This window comes from Lentzea kentuckyensis (genome assembly GCF_002150765.1).
Classification (GTDB): domain Bacteria; phylum Actinomycetota; class Actinomycetes; order Mycobacteriales; family Pseudonocardiaceae; genus Lentzea; species Lentzea kentuckyensis.
The window spans coordinates 1-20,150 of record NZ_MUYM01000139.1; the positions used below are offsets into that span (position 1 = coordinate 1).

The 20,150-nt window shown below is 69.0% G+C and carries 19 protein-coding genes; 15 read left to right on the top strand and 4 right to left on the bottom strand.

Features of this window, described 5'->3' with window-relative positions; all coding sequences use genetic code 11:
* Nucleotides 1-506: ArnT family glycosyltransferase (locus B0F77_RS42750; RefSeq protein ID WP_211294315.1), on the bottom strand; the 506-nt coding region annotated here is incomplete at its 3' end.
* Complete coding sequence (locus tag B0F77_RS42755) at nt 503-1,720, bottom strand: bifunctional glycosyltransferase family 2/GtrA family protein (RefSeq protein WP_086668798.1); 1,218 nt, start codon at nt 1,718-1,720, stop codon at nt 503-505. The genes B0F77_RS42750 and B0F77_RS42755, both read right to left, overlap by 4 nt.
* Nucleotides 1,721-1,871: 151 nt before the next feature.
* Between B0F77_RS42755 and B0F77_RS42760 the strand changes: the two genes are divergently transcribed.
* Genes B0F77_RS42760 through B0F77_RS42770 form a run of 3 tightly spaced genes read left to right on the top strand, consistent with a single transcriptional unit; the run spans nt 1,872 to nt 6,022 of the window.
* Nucleotides 1,872-2,537, top strand: coding sequence for a response regulator transcription factor (locus B0F77_RS42760; RefSeq protein ID WP_086668799.1), 666 nt, complete (start codon nt 1,872-1,874; stop codon nt 2,535-2,537).
* Nucleotides 2,534-3,880, top strand: coding sequence for a HAMP domain-containing sensor histidine kinase (locus tag B0F77_RS42765; protein ID WP_086668800.1), 1,347 nt, complete (start codon nt 2,534-2,536; stop codon nt 3,878-3,880). The genes B0F77_RS42760 and B0F77_RS42765 overlap by 4 nt, the downstream gene beginning before the upstream one ends.
* A gap of 54 nt (nt 3,881-3,934) precedes the next feature.
* Nucleotides 3,935-6,022 (top strand): M6 family metalloprotease domain-containing protein, encoded by a 2,088-nt coding sequence (locus tag B0F77_RS42770; RefSeq protein ID WP_086668801.1) that lies wholly within the window; start codon nt 3,935-3,937, stop codon nt 6,020-6,022.
* A gap of 10 nt (nt 6,023-6,032) precedes the next feature.
* On the opposite strand, the gene B0F77_RS42775 is transcribed toward B0F77_RS42770, so the two are convergent.
* A complete protein-coding gene (locus tag B0F77_RS42775) occupies nt 6,033-6,521 on the bottom strand; it encodes a hypothetical protein (protein ID WP_143467213.1) in 489 nt (162 codons plus the stop codon).
* 50 nt (nt 6,522-6,571) lie between these two features.
* Complete coding sequence (locus B0F77_RS42780; RefSeq protein WP_143467214.1) at nt 6,572-7,051, bottom strand: hypothetical protein; 480 nt, start codon at nt 7,049-7,051, stop codon at nt 6,572-6,574.
* Nucleotides 7,052-7,551: 500 nt separating this feature from the next.
* Between B0F77_RS42780 and B0F77_RS42785 the strand changes: the two genes are divergently transcribed.
* The 12 genes from B0F77_RS42785 to B0F77_RS42840 all read left to right on the top strand — a co-directional run bounded on the left by B0F77_RS42785 (nt 7,552) and on the right by B0F77_RS42840 (nt 20,095).
* Entirely contained in the window at nt 7,552-8,973 is a 1,422-nt protein-coding gene (locus B0F77_RS42785) for a hypothetical protein (RefSeq protein ID WP_143467215.1), read from the top strand.
* Complete coding sequence (locus tag B0F77_RS42790) at nt 8,970-10,499, top strand: DUF4407 domain-containing protein (protein WP_086668805.1); 1,530 nt, start codon at nt 8,970-8,972, stop codon at nt 10,497-10,499. Before B0F77_RS42785 ends, B0F77_RS42790 begins: the two co-directional genes overlap by 4 nt.
* Nucleotides 10,500-10,513: 14 nt before the next feature.
* Nucleotides 10,514-11,224, top strand: coding sequence for a vWA domain-containing protein (locus B0F77_RS42795; protein ID WP_086668806.1), 711 nt, complete (start codon nt 10,514-10,516; stop codon nt 11,222-11,224).
* Nucleotides 11,224-12,201, top strand: a complete 978-nt coding sequence (locus B0F77_RS42800; RefSeq protein WP_086668807.1) for a protein phosphatase 2C domain-containing protein — start codon at nt 11,224-11,226, stop codon at nt 12,199-12,201. Before B0F77_RS42795 ends, B0F77_RS42800 begins: the two co-directional genes overlap by 1 nt.
* Nucleotides 12,198-13,151 (top strand): protein kinase family protein, encoded by a 954-nt coding sequence (locus B0F77_RS42805; protein WP_086668808.1) that lies wholly within the window; start codon nt 12,198-12,200, stop codon nt 13,149-13,151. Before B0F77_RS42800 ends, B0F77_RS42805 begins: the two co-directional genes overlap by 4 nt.
* On the top strand, nt 13,148-13,852 hold the full coding sequence (locus B0F77_RS42810) for a protein DA1 (protein WP_086668809.1): 705 nt from the start codon (nt 13,148-13,150) through the stop codon (nt 13,850-13,852). Before B0F77_RS42805 ends, B0F77_RS42810 begins: the two co-directional genes overlap by 4 nt.
* Nucleotides 13,849-14,577: a nucleotidyl cyclase domain-containing protein gene (locus B0F77_RS42815; protein WP_143467216.1), complete on the top strand. Its 729-nt coding sequence runs from the start codon at nt 13,849-13,851 to the stop codon at nt 14,575-14,577. The genes B0F77_RS42810 and B0F77_RS42815 overlap by 4 nt, the downstream gene beginning before the upstream one ends.
* Nucleotides 14,574-16,802, top strand: coding sequence for a hypothetical protein (locus B0F77_RS42820; RefSeq protein WP_086668811.1), 2,229 nt, complete (start codon nt 14,574-14,576; stop codon nt 16,800-16,802). Before B0F77_RS42815 ends, B0F77_RS42820 begins: the two co-directional genes overlap by 4 nt.
* A complete protein-coding gene (locus B0F77_RS42825; protein WP_086668812.1) occupies nt 16,799-17,893 on the top strand; it encodes an SPFH domain-containing protein in 1,095 nt (364 codons plus the stop codon). Before B0F77_RS42820 ends, B0F77_RS42825 begins: the two co-directional genes overlap by 4 nt.
* Entirely contained in the window at nt 17,880-18,155 is a 276-nt protein-coding gene (locus B0F77_RS42830) for a hypothetical protein (RefSeq protein WP_086668813.1), read from the top strand. Before B0F77_RS42825 ends, B0F77_RS42830 begins: the two co-directional genes overlap by 14 nt.
* Nucleotides 18,155-18,847: a Crp/Fnr family transcriptional regulator gene (locus B0F77_RS42835; RefSeq protein ID WP_158102987.1), complete on the top strand. Its 693-nt coding sequence runs from the start codon at nt 18,155-18,157 to the stop codon at nt 18,845-18,847. Before B0F77_RS42830 ends, B0F77_RS42835 begins: the two co-directional genes overlap by 1 nt.
* A gap of 282 nt (nt 18,848-19,129) precedes the next feature.
* Nucleotides 19,130-20,095: a hypothetical protein gene (locus B0F77_RS42840; protein WP_245849437.1), complete on the top strand. Its 966-nt coding sequence runs from the start codon at nt 19,130-19,132 to the stop codon at nt 20,093-20,095.
* Nucleotides 20,096-20,150: the final 55 nt, after the last annotated feature.

The window sequence follows — 20,150 nt, forward strand, 5'->3', positions numbered from 1 at the left end:
GTGAACGCGTAGGCGGCCGCGACGAGCAGCAGCACCAGCAACGTGTCCGGGTTGTTGTCGCGGTTGATCGCCACGGTGATCGGCGTCAGCGCGAGGATCAACGCCGCGAGCAGCGCCACCTTCTCGTCCGACCACAGCCGGACCGTGCGGTGCAACAGGAACACCGCCGCGACGCCCTCGATCACCTGCGGCAGCAACACCGCCCAGCCGTGGAACCCGAAGATCCACACGGCGATCGCCTGCGGCCACAACGACATCGGCGGCTTGTCGACCGTCACGACGCCATAAGGGTCGAACGAGCCGAACAGGAAGTTGGTGAACGACGTGGACATCGACTTCGCGGCGGCCGCGTAGTACGAGTTGCCGACCTGGCCGGCGCCGATCGCCCACACGTACAGAGCTCCGGCCAGCACGCAGATCGCCACCAGGGCCCACGCGGGCCAGCGAGATGGCCGCGCTTCGATCGGTGGGTCAGCCGGAGCTGCCACTTCGGCAGTGGCGGTCATTCGTCGTCCTTTCGGTCGTCCCGGCGGAACACCCAGCTCCGCAACAGGAAGAAACGTCCCACGGTGCCCAGGGCCGACGAGCCGAGCAGCACCACCAGCTCCAGCGAGCGGGAGGGATTGGAGGAGGCCGCTTGAAACAGGAGCAGCGCGGCCGATGTGAACGCGTAGTAGAGCCCGAACACCACGAGGCCCTGCAGATGCGACTTGCCCCTGCCGGTGTTGCGGGCGGTGAAGGTGAAGCGGCGGTTGGCCTCCGTGTTGAACAACGTCGTGATCACCAGCGCGGCCAGGTTCGCCACCAGTACGGGCCACCACGTCCGAAAAACGCCGTACAGAGCCAGGTTCGCGAGCGTGGAGATCACGCCGATCACCGCGAACGACAGCATCTGCCAGGAAAGCCCGCCCTCGCTGCGGCTCAGCACGGCGTCGGGGTGGATGGCCTTGGGTTTTGGCCGTTTCGGCAGCCCGTTGACCAGTGCGGTGCCGTTGGCCTTGGCTCGTGCCACCCGGATCAACCCCTTGATGTCGTCGATCGCCGTGCCGACCACGTCGACCCGGCTGTCCACGTCCTCGACCCAGTCAACCGGCACCTCGTGCACGCGCAAACCGTTGTGCTCGGCCAGGAGCAGCAGTTCGGTGTCGAAGAACCACGCCTCGTCGCGCGCCTGGCCGAGCAACGGCCGGACGACCTCGGTGCGCGCGGCCTTGAAACCGCACTGCGCATCGCTGAACCGCGCGCCGTGCGTGAGCCTGATCAACGCGTTGTAAGCGCGTGAGACCAATTCTCGCCGTGGCCCGCGAACCGTCCGCGAACCCGGTGCGAGCCGCGAGCCGATCGCCAGGTCCGAGTGCCCGTTGAGCAGCGGTGCGACCAGCGGCAGCAGTCCGTCCAGCCCGGTGGAGAGGTCGACGTCCATGTAGACGACGACGGCTGCTTCGCTGGCACCCCAAGACTCTCTCAGTGCGAGCCCGCGACCCTTGCGGTCCAGGTGGTGCACGCGCACCCGTTCGTACTTCGCGGCCAGCTCCTCCGCGACTTCCAGGGTCCTGTCGGTGCTGGCGTTGTCCACGACCACGATCGACCAGTCGAACGGGAACTGCTCGCTCAGGAACCCGTGCAGCACCTCGACGCAGCCGGGCAGCGCGCGTTCCTCGTTGTAGACGGGGATCATGATGTCCACCGTCCCCGTTGCCTGTGCGGTGCTCACCGCCATGTCATCTCCGTTCCACTGTGGACACAGCAAGTGACCGTGTGAAACCGAGCCTGCTGAGGTCGTCGTGAGAACGTCCTTGGCTTCTGCTGAGAGAATCGTGAGAGCGGCGATGCACAGCTGGCTCACAGGATTCGGCCCTACCGTCGCCCGCATGCGACTGCTCGTGGTGGACGACGACCCGGACGTCCGGGACAGTCTGCGGCGCAGCCTCGAGTTCGAGGGTTACGAGGTCACCACCGCCGCGGACGGCGCCGAGGCACTGCCCCTCGTCAGCCGTGCCGACCTGGCCATCCTCGACCTGATGATGCCGAACGTCGACGGTTCGGAGGCCTGCCGCCGGTTGCGTGCGGCAGGGGAGCGCCTGCCGGTGCTGATGCTCACCGCCCGGGACGCGCTCGGCGACAAGGTCACCGGTCTGGACGCCGGCGCCGACGACTACCTGGTCAAACCCTTCGCACTGGAAGAACTCCTCGCCCGCGTCCGCGCTCTGCTCAAGCAGAACCGGCACCGCGCGACGCCACAACTGCTCCAGTTCGCCGACCTCAGGATGGACCCGCGGGCTCGCGAAGTCCTGCGCGGTTCCGATCGTCTTGATCTGACCCCGACCGAGTTCGATCTGCTGGCCGTGTTCCTGGGCGACCCCGAGCGGTTGCTGACGAAGAAGCACCTCAAACACGCCGTGTGGGGTCAGGACCAGGGCACCAACCTGCTCGACGTGTACATCGGCTACCTGCGCCGCAAAACCGAGGCCGGCGCCCGTCCTCGGCTGCTGCACACCGTGCGCGGCATGGGTTACATCCTGCGTGAGGGACCGTGACTGGCCCGGTGCTGCTGCGCCGCAAGATCGCGCTGATCACGGCCTGCGTGGTGGCGCTGGCGATCGCGGGCATCAGCGTCGTCACCTGGCTCGTCACCGAGCACAACCTGCGTTCGCAGCTCGACAAGTCCCTGCTGGCGAGCCTGCCACCGCGGTTGGACCGGATGCCGATGCCGGGCGAGCACCGGGTGTTGAAGATCATCTGTGACGAAGGGCTGCCCAACGAGGGGCTTCAGCAGGTGCTCCAAGGCATCCAGACGCTGAGCACGGCTGGCCGCACCTGCGCCCCGCCCGGCGTCGATCCCGTCGTCACCAGCACCGCGGACTTCGTGCGGACGACCACGTACCGGGACGGCGTGACCAAGTCCGGCGTGTCGGCGCGCGTTCTGCTGCAGCCACTGGACAACGGCGACGTCCTGATCCTCAGCCGCAGCCTCGCGGAGATCGACGACACCCTGGCCGCGCTGGCCGGTGTCCTGGTCAGCGTGTCGATCTTCGGCGCCCTGCTGGTCGCCGGCGTGGGCCTGTGGCTGACCCGCCGCGCCCTGGCTCCGATGGAACGCCTGACCGAAACCGTCGAACACATCGCGCGCACCGAGGACCTCACCACCCCGGTCACCGTCGCGGGCCAGGACGAGGTGGGCCGGTTGGGCCGTGCCTTCACGTCGATGACCGCCGCCCTGGCCGAATCCCGCCGCCGCCAACGAGATCTGGTCAACGACGCCGCGCACGAGCTGCGGACGCCGTTGACGTCGTTGCGCACCAACATCGACCTGTTGGTCCGAGCCGAACGCGCCGGCCGCCCGTTGCCCCAGCGGTCCGAGGTCCTCGACCGCGTGCAGGCCCAGAGCCAGGAGTTCAGCGATCTCGTCACCGAACTCGTCGTGCTTGCCCGCGACGATCGCGAACTCGCCAGCGACCCCGTCGACGTGTCCGCCGTGATCGACCGGGCCGTCAGACGCGCCCGCAGCCGTGCGCACGACCACGTCTTCGACGTCGACCGCGCGGACTGGTCGATCATCGGCGACGCCGGCGCGCTGGAACGCAGCGTGCTCAACCTGCTGGACAACGCCGTGAAGTTCTCCCCGGCGAGCTCCACCATCACCGTCCGCTCCCGGCCGGGCTGGCTCACCGTCAGCGACGAGGGTCCCGGCGTGCCGTTCGAGCACCGGCGGTCGGCGTTCGAACGGTTCTGGCGCGCCCCCGACGCCCGTGGCCTGCCCGGATCCGGTCTGGGACTGGCGATCGTGGCGGACATCGTGGCGGTGCACGGCGGTTCGGTGCGGTTCGTGCCGAGACCGCGCGGTGCGTCCGTTCGCGTTGATCTGCCCGAATTCCGTTAACCAGCAGACGATCGACGGTAGTTCGCACGGGCGGCTCTGCACCACGGTGGTGGTATGGACCGCAGACACCGGCGCCCTGCCCTGCTGATCACCGCGTTCCTCTCGGTCGCGATGTTCACCGCCGGCAACTCAGCCGCAGCCCCTCCGGACGAACCGTTGCACCATTGGCAGTACGACCACTGGCCCCAGCAGCAGCCGTGGCAGCAGTCCCGCGACACCGCCCGCGTGCTCGCGCAGAACGGGTTCCCCGGGCCCATCGACCCGCAGAACTGGGTCAACCCCGACCACATGACCTGGGAACGGGACTACAAGAAGATCCCCGGCACGAACTGGGCCGACCCGGCGGTCAAGGGATCGGTGCGCAACTTCAAGGGCGCGCTGGTCCTGCTGGACTACCCGAACCAGCCGTTCGTCGTCACGCAGGCCAGGAACTCCACGGTGTTCGGCAACCCGAGCGCCGAGGCGAGCAACGTGCCGCGGGCCCAGGTCGGGCAGTTCTACCAGGACTTCCTCAACAAGCCGAACGGTCTCAACCGCGGCCACACCGTGCACGAGTACTGGATGGAGACCTCCGGCGGGCGGTACGGCGTCGAGCTGAAGGCGTTCGGGCCGTACACGATGCCGGGCAAGGACCACGAGTACGCCATGGAGTTCCAGGGCGGTACCGGTTGCCCGGCCGGTGACACGTGCACCCGCAACATCCGCACGGACGGCCGTGCCGCGTGGGTGGCGGACGTCGGCGCGGAAGTGCCCGCGGGCTACGACTTCACCTACTACCTGTCGGCGGGCCAGGACGAGTCCGGCACGTGGCAGGAGTTCGGGATGATGAAGTTCCGGACCAAGGAGGACGTGACCGACGACTTCGGCCCGCCGGACCCAGCGCTGCCGAACTGGTCGAAGACCCGGTACGTGGACTGGACTTCGTGGGCCGCGGGCTCGTCGATCTGGCCCAACGCGGGCGGCGGTTCGTCGACGCAGGCGGAGAGTTCCGGCCAGGGCGTGTACGCGCACGAGCTGAGCCACATCCTCGGCATCGGCGACAACTACAACAACCCGTACGGCAGCCCGCCGCGCCGTGACTACAGCGGTCCGTGGGACATGTTGTCGCGCGGTTCGTTCAACGGCCCCGGCGGCCCGCACTCGCGCTGGACGATCCCGGCCACCGGCGGCGCGTCGCTCGGCGCCCAGCAGACGTTCCGCAACAAGATCAAGCTCGGCATCATCGACGAGAAGAACGTCCTGCGGTTGTCGCGCGAGGCCCTGGCCGGGTCCGGCACGGTGATCGCGAAGATCACCGCCCGCGAGGTCAACCCAGGCTCGAACGGCCTGACCGGCATCAACCTCGCGTTGGGCACCGGCGACAAGACGCCCGCGTGCAACGTGGCCACCAACCCGTTCTGCGACGGCGGCGGCTACAACAACTACACGCTCGAGGTCGTCGACCGGATGGGCGCCGACTCGTTCACCCCGGACTCCGGCGTGATGCTCGCCAAGACCAAGAACGCCGACGCGGCACCGTTCACGTGGCTGATCGACGCCAACCCGCAGGACATCGGCATGACCGACTACGTCCTGCCCGACGGCACCAAGGTCCCGATCACCATCGGCGACTACCGCCAGCTGTCGGACGCGCTGTTCCACGCGGGCACGAACTCGGGCAGCGAGTACGAGTTCGTCGACACGGCCAACCGGCTGCACTTCTACGTGCTGGACCTGCAACGGGACGCACGCGGTGTGTTGTCCTACACGGTCGCCGTCCGATCGCTCGACGGCGCGGGCCCGCAGCAGCGGGGCGTGCGGGTCAACCCGACCGCGGCGCACGCGGGTGCCGACGGCGTGGCGACGTGCCGCTTCCCGCTGACCAACACCGGCCGCACCGCGCCGCCGGGAGGCCAGCACCCGGAGCCCGTCGACCAGTACCTCGACGGTGACGTCTACCGCGTGACGGCGAAGGCGGAGAACGGCTGGACCGTCTCGGTGCCGAACGCGTTGGCCACGGCCAAGTTCGGCGGCCGCGTCGACGTTCCGGTGCACGCCCAGCGCACAGGTGGCCCGATCATGTCGAAGGTGACGCTGACGGCCGTGTCGGAGAGCAACCCCGGCAAGTCCGCGACCGCCACCTGCACGGTGACGGGCCGCTAGCCGGATTCCGTCAGACGGACTCGTCCAGGTGCGCGTCCCACACCGCATGGGCTTCGGTGTGGGACGCGGCACCGACGAAGAACGCCTCGGCCGTCGCGTCGAAGGCCGGGTCCCCGCACCGTGCGTTCATGAACTTGGGCCGGTGCACCGCGAATCCGCGCGGGTCGCCGGCCAGCCGGTACGGCACGGCCAACTGCAACGACTGCCGATAGGCGCCGTACTGGACGGCCTCGACGAGCAACGCGTCGGTCTTGCCCTGCTCCAGGTCGATGTACCCGTCGGCCACCAGGACGGCGCCCACCCAGCTGGGGTCGCCGTCGGCCAGCGCGTCCTGACCGGCGCGGGCACCTTCGGCGTAGTCGTCGTACATCAACCGGTTCATGCCGTACTCGCCGTCGGCGTGCTCGTACCCGAGCAGCGGAACCAGCGTTTCTCCTTCGGACACGCACCAGATCCCGTGAGCGGTGAAGAACCCGGCCAGCCGGGCTGTCTCGATCATGGCGGACACCATGCCAGGCGCGCGCCGCTCGAGTGTCCGGAATGGAACAATCAGCGAACCCGTGTGGAGCGGCCGCGTTGTGGCCGGCGCCGCTGCTGTGGTTGCGGCGCAACAGGTCCGGAGGTCAGCATCACGAAACCCGCGAGCAGCAGGACGGCACCGCAGGCCACCCACGTCCACGTCCGGACCGACGAAACCGGCGCGGACACACCGATGCCGAACAACAACAACGGCATGCCCAGCGCGTAACAGACCCCGGCCGCGAACGTCCGGCCCGTTCCGTTGACGAGCAGCGGGACCGCGGCCACCCCGGCCAGCACCGCGAACGCCAGCCAGCCCCACGTCAGCCCTGAGTGCAGCCCGACGGTGATGTCCAGCCCGTCCTTCGCGCGGATCGCCTGCTCCACCTCCGCCGAGTAGCCGAACCCCACGGCGGCGCGTGTCCCCGCGGCCGCGGCTGTGACCACCAGTGACGCGCCCAGAATCGTGCGTCCACGCCGGACCGGATCGACTCGTTTCCTGGTGTCCACGAACCCCAGTCTGTTGGCAGACGGCCGCAACACCACGGCGCACACGCCAAGGTGCACTCAGTCGTGGTACGGGACGCGCCCACGAGCTCACGCTCCTCATAGGACACGTCCGGAAGTCGTCTGCGCAATTTTATGTAAATACGCGCCCTGACCGGCAGAAATGCGACTCCGGTGGCGTATTGGCAACTTTCAAAACGAAACCGCGGGGTCTCTTTTCGGCTGCCACGAATGTGTCCATTTTTTGTCAACTTTGGACCTGAGTTGGCCAGAAAATGGTGTGGTTCGGGCCGTAACGGTTCGCGGCCGGATGCCGATTGACCACGCATAGCGCCTCTGGCCAGGCCGGTTGTGGGGCGTGACAGCTGAGGAGGACGACCGGCAGTTGACAGATGGTGGTCAAACTGCACCAACAGCCGCACCTGCGGTTGTCGTCAGTTTACCTTTCCCGTGTCCATTGCCTGCCCGCCAAATGTCGTCATCTCGCACTAGGAGAGGCAAACGTGGAGAAATCCTCGTCTGGCATCACCATGTCCATTGCACCTGGTGACCTCGGAACACCAGGCCAGCAGCTGGGCAGAGGTGGCCAGGCGGTCGTCATCGACCTGCCGGACCTGAAACTGCCGGACGTGGCGGGTCAGCTGGTCTACAAGAAGTACCGCGAGCCGCACAGCGACCCGCAGAGCCTGCGCCGGATCGTCGACGCTCGCCACAACCTCGACCTGCCCACCCGCAAGCGGCTCGACGCCGTCACCGTGTGGCCCGTCCGGGTGGTCGAGGAGAACGGCCAGGCGCTGGGCATCGTCATGCCCAAGATCCCGGCGGCGTACTTCGATCAGGTGGTCCTGCCCGGCACGGGCAGCAAGAAGCGGGTGCTGCGCGAGGTGCAGAACCTCTTCATCCCGCCGGAGCGGGCGGCCGAGCTGGGCAGACCGAAGCCGAGCGACGAGCAGCGGTTGCGGATCTGCCGCGACTTCGCCGGCGTGCTGACGCTGATGCACGACACCTTGGGTGTGGTGTTCGGGGACATCAACGCGATGAACGAGCTCTTCCGGCTGGACGACACCCCGATGGTGATGTTCCTCGACTGCGACGGCGTGCGCCCCAAGGGTTCGGTGGCGTCGGTGAAGCAGCTCAACGCGCCGGACTGGGTCCCGCCGGGCAACGAGGTGCTGAGCCGGGCGAGCGACCTCTACAAGCTGGGGCTGTTCGTGTTGCGCTGCCTCACCCCCGGACCCGGCACGTCGGTGTGCACGGACCCGGACACGATCGGTGGCGCGCTCGACTCGCAGGGTCTCGCGATGGTGCGCCGCGCGCTGGGGCCCGACCTCGCCGCCCGTCCGCTCGCCCGCGAGTGGGAGGTGTACCTGCGCCGCACGCTCGGCGAGCCGGTCGCCCCGCCGCGAGTCGGCGCGGTGTCGCTCGACCGCACGATCGTCCTCAAGGGACAGTCGGTGGTGGTCGAGTGGGAGGCGTTCGAGGCCACCGAGATCCGGATCTCCGCCGGACCCGGCCGCACCGAGGTCGTCAAGGCCCGCGGCGCGCACGAGCGCGGGTCGACGCCCATCGCGCCGCTCGAGGCCGCGGTGATCGAGGTGTCGGCGATCAACGCGCTGGGTGCCGACCACCGTTCCGCCGGCCCGGTCGACGTGTTCGAACCGCCGGTGCAGCAACCACTTCCGGTCCCGATCCCCGACCTGCCGTCGCTGCGGGTCGACGTACCCGTCCCGGACGGGATCGACCGGATGCCACCGCTGCCGGTCATCGGGATTCCCCAGCCGCGGCTGGACCTGAGACCGCCCGCCCCGCAGGTGTTCGAGTGGCCGGCGATCCCGGACACCGGCGTGGCGCACTTCCCGATCGACTTCGGCGGCTTCTTCGCCGACGCCCCGCGGTACCCGTTCGATGAGGAGTCAGGACGATGAGCGTGACGCGCTGGCTTGCGCGTGTGTCGGGAGCACGGGCCGACATCCTTCAGAAGGCGCCGGGTGACGTGGTCAAGCACGCCACGATGGGCGGCGTGCTGCTGAGCACCGCCGCGGTCGCCGCCGCCTCGGCGTACTTCGCCATGACCTCGCAGCTCGGCCTGCCGATCGCGATCGCGGCACCGGTGGCGCTCGGCTGGGGCGTGATCATCTTCAACCTCGACCGCATGCTCGTCGTGACGATGACGCGCGGCAACACCAAGTTGCTCAACTTCCTCGTCGCGTTGCCCCGGCTCGGTCTCGCGATCGTCATCGGCACGGTGATCTCCGTCCCGCTGGTGCTGAAGATCTTCGAACCGGAGATCCGCAACGAGCTGGTGGTGATGCAGGTCGAGTCGGTGCAGCGCAACCAGGTGAAGACCGACGAGGCGCTGAAGAAGATCAAGGAGCTGGAGACCGAGGAGAAGGGCCTGCTGGAGATCCTCTCCGGCCGTGCCGTCACCACGGCCGCCGACGACCCGGACGTCAAGGCGGCGAAGACCACGCTCGACAACGCCGAGAAGGTCTACCAGGAGGCGAGCCGCCTGGCGCAGTGCGAGTTCGACGGCAGCTGCGGCACCGGCAAGGAGGGCGACGGCGAGGCGTACCGGCAGAAGAAGGCCGTTGCGGACGAGGCCCGCGGCAAGCGCGACAAGGCGGCGCGGGAACTGGAGGCCACCACCGCTCGCGTCGACAAGCGCATCGCCGACGGCTCGTCCACCGCCAGCACCGCCGCGAGCCAGCGGCTTCCCGGTGTGCAGGCCGAACTGGAGGTGCTGCGCAAGCAGGCGGAGAACTTGCGCAAGCAGGGCTTCGAGGCCGCGGCGGGGGACACCGGTCTGCTCGCCAGGCTCGAGGCGCTCGACCGCATCACCGCCGGCCGCGACAGCGGTGGCAAGGCGGACTTCATGCTGTTCCTGCTGTTCCTCTGCATCGAGCTGCTGCCGGTGATCGTCAAGCTGCTCAGCCTGTTCGGCAAGGAGACGCTCTACGACAGCCTCCTGCGCCGCTCCGACGAGGGTGCGGACGTCGACGACGAGGCGTGGGCCGACCGGGACCGCGATCTCGCGCTGTTGCAGGCGAAGCACAAGTTCGACGAGGAGGAACAGCGGCTGCTCAGCCACGCGGCGATGCAGAAGCAGACCACGCAGGCGGTCGCCGACGAGCAGCTCAAGATCGCGATGAACGCGATCAAGACGTGGAGCGGCGTCGCGCAGCTGCGGGCGGACGAGGCCCTCAACGACTGGTACCAGGCGAACGTCGCCCACTGCGGCGGTCCCACGAGCAGCGGTCCGAAGATCGGCCAGCAGGTCATGCACGGACCGCAGCACACACCCCAGCACACACCCCAGCACGCCCCGCGGCACGCAGCGCAGCCGCCGCACGGACCGGCCAGGACCGTGCAGCTCCCCGCCCACGGTGACCCGAGCGCCACCACGCCGATTCCCCGCTACAACAACGGTTCGAACCACACCCCCAACCCCTGACAGGAGAACTCCGCGTGGAGAGCGAGAAAGCCAAGATCCTGCCCTTCTACGTCCTGATCGACGTCTCGGCGTCGATGTCGGGGCAGAAGCTGGACCAGGCGAACAAGATCATGCCGAAGGTGGTCGACGCGCTCGCGGAAGCGCCGATCCTCGCCGACAAGGTGCGGTTCTGCGTGATCGACTTCGGATCGGACGCCCAGGTGCGCCTGCCGCTGTGCGACGTGCTCGACCAGCACAGTTCGTTGCCCTCGCTGACGATCCGCGGCGCCACCTCGTACGGTGCGGCGTTCCGGACGCTGAAGTCGGAGATCGAGATCAACGTCAAGCAGCTCAAGGCCGACGGGTACCTCGTGCACCGGCCCGCGGTGTTCTTCATCAGCGACGGCGAGCCGACCGACCCCGAACACGAGTGGCGCTCGGCGTTCCAGGAGCTGACCAGCTTCGCGACCTACCCGAACTTCGTGCCGTGCGGTGTGGACTCGGCGAACCCGCGCACGCTCGCGACGCTGATCCACCCGGCGACCGGGCCGAAGCAGATGCAGATGTACCTGATGGAGCAGGGCCAGAACCCGGCGGACGCGATCGCGGCCATCGCGGAGATCCTCATCTCCAGCATGCTCGCGTCCGGGCAGAGCATGGCGCAGGGCAGCTCGGGCATGATCCTGCCGGGCAAGCAGGACCTCCCGTCGGGTATCAACGCCCACTCGTCGGACGACTTCGTCTGATGGCCGCGGCGACGGAGACCGGCCCGGTGGAACCGGCGCCGGAAGCGAAGTGGCAGGGGTTCGTCGAACCGTACGTGGTCGGCGACCCCGGCCGGGCCGCCGCGGGCGTGGTGCCGCTGCCGGACGAGACCGCGTGGGACCGCAAGGACACCGTGCTCGACGCGTTCACGCTGCGCGACGGGCGGACGAAGATCGTCGAGGTGCGCGCGGCGAGCGTGCGCGGGCTGGCACACCGGGCCTACGGGCGGGTGCGCCAGGACGAGTACGCGTGCCGCCGCACCACCGATGGCCGGTACCTGGTGATCTGTGTCGCCGACGGGGTTTCGTCGGGCGAGCTGTCGCACAAGGCGGCCATGATCGCCACGCGGTGGGGTGCGAAGGCGCTCGCGGGCATTCTCGACCGCTCGGAACCGGCCGCCCTGCCGTGGGGACCGTTCGTGCACAGCGTCGCGACGCAGATCGAGCGGTACGGCCGGAAGTTGTTGCGGGGCAGGGAGGACATCGACGCCGAGAAGTGCGATCTGCGCGATGTCGCGCAGAAGCTCGCGACCACGGTGCTGTACGCCGTCGTCGACCTGCGGCCCGCCGACGGAGTGCACGTCGCGCACGTCGTGACGGTGGGCGACACCTCGGCGTGGGTGCTGCGCGAGGGCGGCCGCTGGGAACCGCAGGAGGCCGTCAAGAACGAGGGCGCCGAGGTGTACTCGGCGAGCGTGCAGGCACTGCCGCTGCCGCCCGCCGCCGATCCGGTGCCGGTGCGGACGACCATCCGCGCGGGCGAGGCGTTGGTGCTCATGACCGACGGCGTCGGTGACCCGCTCGGGCAGGGCACCGGGCCGGTCGGCCGGTTCCTCGCGGACGCCTGGACGCGGCCGCCCGCGTCCGGTGTCGAGTTCGCGGCGCAGATCGGCTTCGCGCGCAAGAGCTTCGACGACGACCGCACGGTGGTGGCGGTGTGGCCGGTGAGCCAGCGGTGAGCTCGCACACCATCGGTCTGTCCGCGCTGGGCCCGCTCGGGCCGCAGATCGGCGCGGGTGGCCAGGCGAAGGTCTTCCTGGCACCGGCCATCACGCTCGACGACGTGGCCGGACCGTTGGTGTACAAGCAGTACAAGCCGGACCACGTGCCACCGCACGGGTTGAGCGCAGTCGTCGACAAACGGCTGCGGATGGACGTCGCGACGCGGCAACGACTGGACCGCTGCACCGCGTGGCCGGTGCGGATCGTGGAGCAGGCCGGGGCGGTGAGCGGTGTGCTGATGCCGCTCATCCCCGGCGAGTTCTTCGAGGACAGGGTGTTGCCGAGCGGACAGCCGAAGAACAGCCTGCGGGAGGTGCAGCACCTCTTCATCGACCCGGACCGCGCCCGGCGGCTCGGCATGCCCGCACCGACCCCCGCCCAGCGGCTGCTCATCTGCCGCGACCTCGCCGCCGCGCTGCACCTGTTGCACCGCAACGACCTCGTGATGGGTGACATCAACGCGAAGAACGAGGTGTTCAGGATCGACGGCCGGCCGTGCGTGATGCTCGTCGACTGCGACGCCATCCGGATCAAGGGTTCGTCGGCGGTCGTCAAGCAGCTCAACGCTCCCGACTGGGATCCGCCGGAGGACACGCTCAGCCAGTCGACCGACATCTACAAGTTCGGCCTGTTCGTGTTGCGGTGCCTCGTTCCCGCGTCGATGGGATCGGTGTCGCGCGACCCGGCCAGGGCCAACGCGGTGCTGGCGCCGGAAGGCAGGACGTTGTTGCGCGCGTCGTTGAGCCGCCGTCCGGCAGACCGGCCGACCGCGCAGGACTGGGGTCGTTTCTTCGACGGCCAGCAACCCGTGGTGCGGCGGCAGAGCGCGCCCGCTCCGCCGCCCGCCACGTCCACGCCCGGCTGGAAGCGTGACCCGAAGACCAAGAGGTGGGTGCAGGCCACATGACGTCCTGCACGGTCTGCGGCCTGCCGCCGATGGCCAGCTACGAGATCTCGCTGCACGGCGAGGCGACCTGCGCCACGCACCCGGTCCTGGACAGGTGTGCGCTGTGCGTGCGGCCGCGGCACGCCGGTGAACGGAACTGGTCCCGGTTCACCTCCACGACCGTGCGCTGCCCGACCTGCGTGAGCGTTGCCGTGGACACACAACAACAGGCCAGGAAGCACATCCCGCAGGTGCGCGCGGACATGGCGGCGCTCGGAATCGAGCTGCCGCAACGGGTTCGCGTGACCCTGGTGGACCCGGACGTGATGAACCCCGACACGCGGTCGTTGTGCCTCGGCCGCACGCTGCAACGCGTCTGGGTGGACACCGCGGTGACCGACGTGCTCGGGATCGAGATCGCCGGCGGCCTCACCGAGACCCACTTCTGCGCCACGGTCGTGCACGAGATCGGCCACGCGTGGCTCGCCCAGCGCGGTGCGGTCGACCTCGACCAAACCCTCGAAGAAGGCGTCTGCGAGCTGTTCGCCGGCGCCTGGCTCAAACGCCGGCGCACGCCGTTCGCCGACACCTTGCGGCGGTCCGCGCTGGAGAACCCCGATCCGGTCTACGGCGGTGGCTACCGCCTGGTGCGCGAAGCCGTGGTGCGGCACGGGATCGCCGTTGTGCTCGACCACGTCTGTGCACGAGGAGTGTTGCCGTGAGAGGAAACGACATGAACGAGCCGGTCACCAGGACGTTCCTGGTGGTGGACGTCGAGAAGTCCAGCGACCGGGAGAACGAGGAGCTGCCGCAGCTGCGCCGTGAGCTCTACTCCATGCTGCACAAGGCGATGGAGAAGGCCGGCCTGCTCGGCGGCAGGTGCGTCACCGAGGACAGGGGCGACGGCGTGCTGCTCATCGCCGACGCGGGTGTGCTCGAAGTGACACCGATGGCCCAGATGCTGATCGACGAGCTGGCGCGCTACAACGCGACGATCGAGTCGGAGACGTGGCTGCGGCTGCGCATCGCCGTCCACTGTGGATTCGTGCACCGCGACGCCCGCGGCTGGAGCAGTGAGGAACTGACTCGGACGTTCCGCGTCTGCGACCTCGCCGAGGCGAAGGCGGCGCTCGGTGCCGCACAGCGGGCGCAGGCCATCGTGATCGTCTCGGACCACGTCTACAACACGGTGGTCAAGCACGGCTACGGCAAGCTCCCGCGGGAGAAGTTCGGCGAGCTCAAGAGCAACGTCGCCTGGGCGTGGGTGCCTGGCTACACGACCCCGCCGGTGCCGCAGCCCGTCGCCACGGAAGAGCACGAACCGGAGACGCCCTCGCGGCCGTCGGGCGTGCACAACAGCGTGACCGGCACCGTCGGCGGCAACGTCGTCCAGGCCCGTGACATCGGGCGGGTCGACGCGCGCAACTACTTCCGGGATCCCAAATGAGCGATGCCGACCAGGCCAAGCCCGCGGAGCCGGTCGAGCCGAAACCGGACCCGCCGCCCGCTCCCGACGCGCAGGCGAAACCCGAGACCGAGAAGGCGGAGAAGGCCGAGAAGCAGGAGAAGGAAGAGCAGCCGAACAAAGCGCGCGGCGAGGAGGAACTGCCCGACGCCAAGCGGAACGCCTCCGACCCGCGCAACGCCCGCAAGCTGTTCCAGGACGCCCGCGCGCTGGACCGCTCGGTCGCCGCGATCCTCGGTGACCGCTCGATCGGCAACATCTTCCTGACCAGCTCGATCGGCCTCGTCGACGCGGGCACGCTCGGCCAGCCCGGTGGCGGAACCCATCACGCGGTGCCCAGCGGCCCGATCTCGGCCGAGGTGATCCGGTCGGTCACCGCCACCTTCGTCGCGCCGACGAGCTACGAGACGCTGCGGGAACGGTTGCGCAGTCAGTGGATCGTGCTGCTGCGAGGGCCGGCCGGTTCGGGACGCACGGCGACCGCGCTGCACCTGTTGGGCAGCGAGTGCGCCGAGGGCGTGGACAAGCTCAGCCCGGACACGAGCCTGCGGTCGCCGTCCAGCGCGCTCGACCTGGCCGACGACCACGGGTACCTGCTCGAGTCGCTGGAGGTCGACCAGGCGGCCGCGCTGAGCGAGTACACGCTCGGGCTGTGGCAGCGGCAGCTCGAAAGCGCTCGGGCTCGCATGATCGTGCTGGTCGACGCGGGCACGGCGATGCGCGAGCACGAGCTCGCGCACTTCCTCGTCGACACAGCGCAGCTCGCGGACGGCCGGGCGTTGGTGGCGAGCCACTTCCAGGTGCAGCTGAAGGTCTCCGGCAAGCCCGACCAGGAACTCGGCGACTACCCCGAGTTCGGCGAACTGGTCGAGGAGGTCGTCGGCGCCACTCCGCGTGCCCAGGAACTGGCCGAGTTCGGCCGCGGCCTCTCGCAGATCGTGCTGGGCCAGCGGGACGTGGAAGACCTGCGGCAGAGCTACACCCGCGCCGCGGAGTCGGGGTTCCGCGAATGGTTCGACGGGCTGACCGACAACGAGGAGCGCGCGTTCGCGATCAGCCTCGCGGTGTTCGACGGCATGCCGGTGCAGGTCGTGTCGGAGAACGCGACCAAGCTCGCGAAAGCGTTCCAGGCGGCCGAGATACCGGATCGGCGGGCGCGGGTGCGTGACGTGTTCGCCATGCGCCGGATGAGCCTCGTCGAGCGGGTGCACGCCGAGATCACCACGTCGGTGGAGGAGAGCGACCTCGGCAGCCTGGCCGTCGAGGTCGTCCGGTACCGCGATCGGCGCCGGCCGCGCCGGATGCTCGAACACGTCTGGGGCGAGTACCCGGAGGCGCACCAGGTGGTGCGCGAGTGGTTGTGCGGGCTGGGCAGCTCGCGGGACCGGCAGGTGCGCACCCGAGCGGGTGTCGCGGTGGGGCTGCTGAGCCTCGCCGAGTTCGACTACGTCCGCCAGCACGTGTTGGAACGGTGGGCCGACGAACGCCACGACTGGGAACGTCAGGCCGTGATCGGCGCGCTGCGGCTGGCGATGATGGAGCCGCAACTCCAGCCGTTGATCAACCGCATGCTCACGTGGTGGTTGCGGGGCAAGGAGGCGACCGGTCGCCGGATGGCCGCGGTCGCCGTCCTCGGCACGTTGCCGATCATGGAACCGGCGCGGGTGCTCAAGCTGCTGCGCAAGGCCGCGGACACCGACCAGCCCGCGATGATCATCGCGCTCGCCGACTCGATCACCAACCTGGCGCTCGACCTCGACCGGCTGGGCCTGGTGCTGGACGCGCTGCTGAAGTGGACGGTCGCCCGGTCGCTCCAGGTGCGCATGGTCGGGCTGAACTGCGTGCTGCAGCTGTGCACGTTCCTCGAAGCGGAGGTCGAGGGCAGCGCGGAACCGTGGCCCGGCCTGCTGCGGGTCGCGGAGGGCGAGCACCGGGACGCCGTCGTGACGTTGATCGGCCGGGCGATCCAGGCCCAGTTCTTCATGCCGGAGACCTACGAGGTCGTCCGGCGCTGGGTGAACGTCGCCCAGCGCGATGAGGCGCAACGCGAGCCGTTGGGCGCGCTGCTCGCCGACGTCGCCCGGGCCGCCGGGAACCGGACGTCCCTGCGCCAGAACCTGATCCGCTGGGCGAGAGGCCGCAACGGCCCGGTCGAAGCCGCCGTCGAGCTGATCGCCGTACTCGATCGTGAGGACAACCTTCCGTGACCAACCAGAACCCCGCCGCTCAGCCGCTCATCACCAAGCTGGAGCCGAGCCGCAGCGACCTGTTCCGCGACCGCCCGATGCCGGGCGGCGAACGTGCGACCGTCTACCTGGACCGGCGCGGTCAGCTCTACCAGTCCGACCGGCCGCTGACCGCCAGCGAGATCGCGATCAACCGGCCGCGCTCGGTCTACCTGGTGGACACCTCCGTGCACCCGTACACCCTCGCGCTCGACCTGCCAGCGCAGGAGGACGCGTTCCCGTTCCACGCCGAGGTGACGGCGCGGTGGCGGGTCGGCGACCCGTGCGAGGCGGTGAAGACCAGCCTGGCCGAGGCCGGTCACGTGCTCGCGCCCTACCTGCGGCAGACGTTGCGCGAGATCAGCAACTCCTACGCCATCGAGGAACGGCCCGCCGCGGAACGGGCCATGATCCGGTACTTCTCCGACCAGGGCCCGTTGATGCTCCCGCAGGGCGTGTTGCTGGTGCACTGTTCGGTGTCGTTGTCGTTGGACGGCCCCGCGCTCGAAGAGCTGCAGAACCGCAAACGGCACGAGTGGATCGCGCACCAGCACGCCCGTGAGACCACCAGCATGCGGCAGACAGCCGAGATCGAGAGAGAACAGGAAACGAACCGGCAGGCGCTCGAACGGGCCGAGGCCGAGCACCAGCTGCGCCTCACCCAGCGGCGGATGGACTTCTACCACCGGGCGCTCGAAGGCGGTCAGGAGTCGCTCGTGGCGCTGCAGCTCGCGAGCAGCCCGGCGGAGGTCAACAACGTGCTGGCGTTGTTCATGCAGCGCGACCGGCTGGACTTCGAGACGGCGAAGGAGCTGCTGAGCTCCTTGCTGGACAACGGGTTGGTCACCCACGGCGACGTGCAGGGCATCATGAGCCAGGCGTCGTCCGTCATCGCCAACCAGCTGTCGAGGGCGTCGCTCGGCCTGCCCGCACCCTCGGGCGGGCTCCCGATCGCGGCGCCGCCCCCGCCGCGGCCGCGGATGACGGCGGAGCAGATCTCGTCGGTGCCGATCACCGCGGAGATCCTCCTCGACCTGCCCCCGGACTACGGGGACGACGATGACGACGACTGACGCGCTCGGCGGGCTGCCGTTGTTCGGCTGGCTCGTCGAGCTGCTCCACCAGGCGTTGCTGGACGCGGGGATGAACGCGTGGCTCGCCCAGACCTGCCTGAAGCGGCCGAAACCTTTCGTGATCGCGCTGGTGTTCCTGTTCTTCTTGCTGTGGAACGTGAACACCTGCTTGCCTGGACCCACCGGATGTGTGACCCCCGTGTCCCGGTGGACGACCGACGCGGGCGCGTGGCTCGACGAGCAGAAGGTCAAGGGGGCCTGATGATTCGGCCGTGGGTGCCAGGGTCGATCTTCGACCACCTGTCCGCCGGCGACCGCGAGGTCGTGACGGGTGCAGGGGTTCGGCGCGCGTTCTCGGCCGATGAAGTGCTTCTGCGCCAAGGGGATCCCACCGATCACGTGTTCGTGCTGCTGAGCGGGTGGGTGCGCGTGTCGCTCGCCACCGACGACGGCCGCGATCTGCTGCTGGCGTTCCGCGGCCCCGGTGACGTCGTCGGCGACCTCGCCGCCGTGCACGGCTCGGACCGCACGGCCAGCGTCCGCGCGCTGGAGGAGGTGACGGTCGCCCAACTGCTCCGCGAACAGTTCATCGACCTGCTGCGAACCCAGCCGGCCATCTCGATGGCGATGATCAAACAGCTGGCCGGCCGCCTCGTCGAACTGAGCGAGGAGCGGGCGCTCTTCGCGTCGCTCGACGTGACCCGCCGGGTGGCCGCTTGCCTGTTGCGGCTGGTGGACCTGCACGGAGTGATGACGGACAGGGGCATCATGTTGCGCATCAAGCTCAGTCAGCAGGACGTGGCGAGCCAGGTCGACGCCTCGCCGCGGTCGGTCGCCAGGGCGTTCGCGGTGTTGCGCGATCGCGGTATCGTCACCAGCTCCAGGGCCCGCGTGACGATCGGCCGTCCGGACGTGCTGCGCGCCCTCGTCGGCTACCTGCCAAATGTCAGGTAGCGACCCCGTCATCCGTCGATGCCCCGGCCCAGCGGCCGGGGCATTCTTGTCTTCGAGGTAACCGAGGGGGGAGACCGCGATGACACTCTGGATGTCGATCAGAACATTGCTGAAGGTGGGTGTCCTGATGTTCATCGCGGGCCTTCTCTTCGGCCTTTTCGTCGTTTCCACTTTCTAGTTCTTCTCTTTTTTCGTGAAAGGGGGTGTGGAACGTGGAGAGTCATTCAATCGTTGAGGTTGTTTTGTGTCTGTTGGTTCTGCTCATCTGAAGGCGAGAGAGGCGTGGTGGCCGTGGACGGTCAGCAGATGTTCAACGAGCTCAAGGAGATCCGCAGGGGCCGCGGCCTGCGGGCCGACGATCTGCATGAGCGCGTTGGCCTGTCGCTGCGCACCGCATGCGGCGTGACCGACCTCGACCACCCCGCCCTGGTCAGGCGCAAGATAGTCCTCCAGCTGACCAAGCTGAGCGCGAAGCTGCCGAGCGACCTGCACCTGGCCGCCACGGTGGCGCTGGGCCTGCACCCGGACGCCGCCGGCGAGTTCCTCGACCAGCGCGTCGCCTGGCTCGCCAACACCTACGACCGCGATCCGCGCACCGCGAGACGACGCGTCGACAACGCGTTCAAAATCCTCGCGGAACTGCTCCACGACGCCGGGATGCGTGACCGGAAATCAGGCTCGTACTCCCCGGACGGCTGGTACGTGGAATCACTGCGGGGATTCCTCCGGCTGGACCAGGATCTGCCGACGCTGACCGAGGAACGCCGCATCATCGCCGCCGTCGACGACCTGGACGAACTCATCCTCTCGATGAGCGCGCCACGCGACCCCGAAATCGGCGACGAGTTCAAAATTCGCGCCGAGATGGTCTACGGCGGCGAGATCGTGGCCGAGGAACGGGTGTCGTCGTCGCACTCCCGGTTCATCGTGCGCCTGCCCGCCCCGCTGACCCTCGGCCAGGCGCACAACTACAGCATCGAGTTCAGCGCGTACCCAAGGCGCTGGATGCGCCCGTACTACGTCTTCACGCCGTTGCGCCGGTGCGAGGAGTTCTCGGTCCGCGTGCGCTACGGCTCGCACGCAACCCCAAAACACGTGTGGCGCATCGGCGGCCTGCCGGCCAAGGCCTACGAGGACTTCGTGCCGGGCGACGACTCGCTGACCGTCGACCGGCTGGGCGACATCTCGCTGGAGTTCCACGACCTGCAGCAGGGCCTGAGCTACGGCCTGCAGTGGCTGGAGGAGTGACCGAGGGCCGACCCGCGCGCCGAGCAGTCGGGGACAGGGGGGTCTGCTCGGCGCG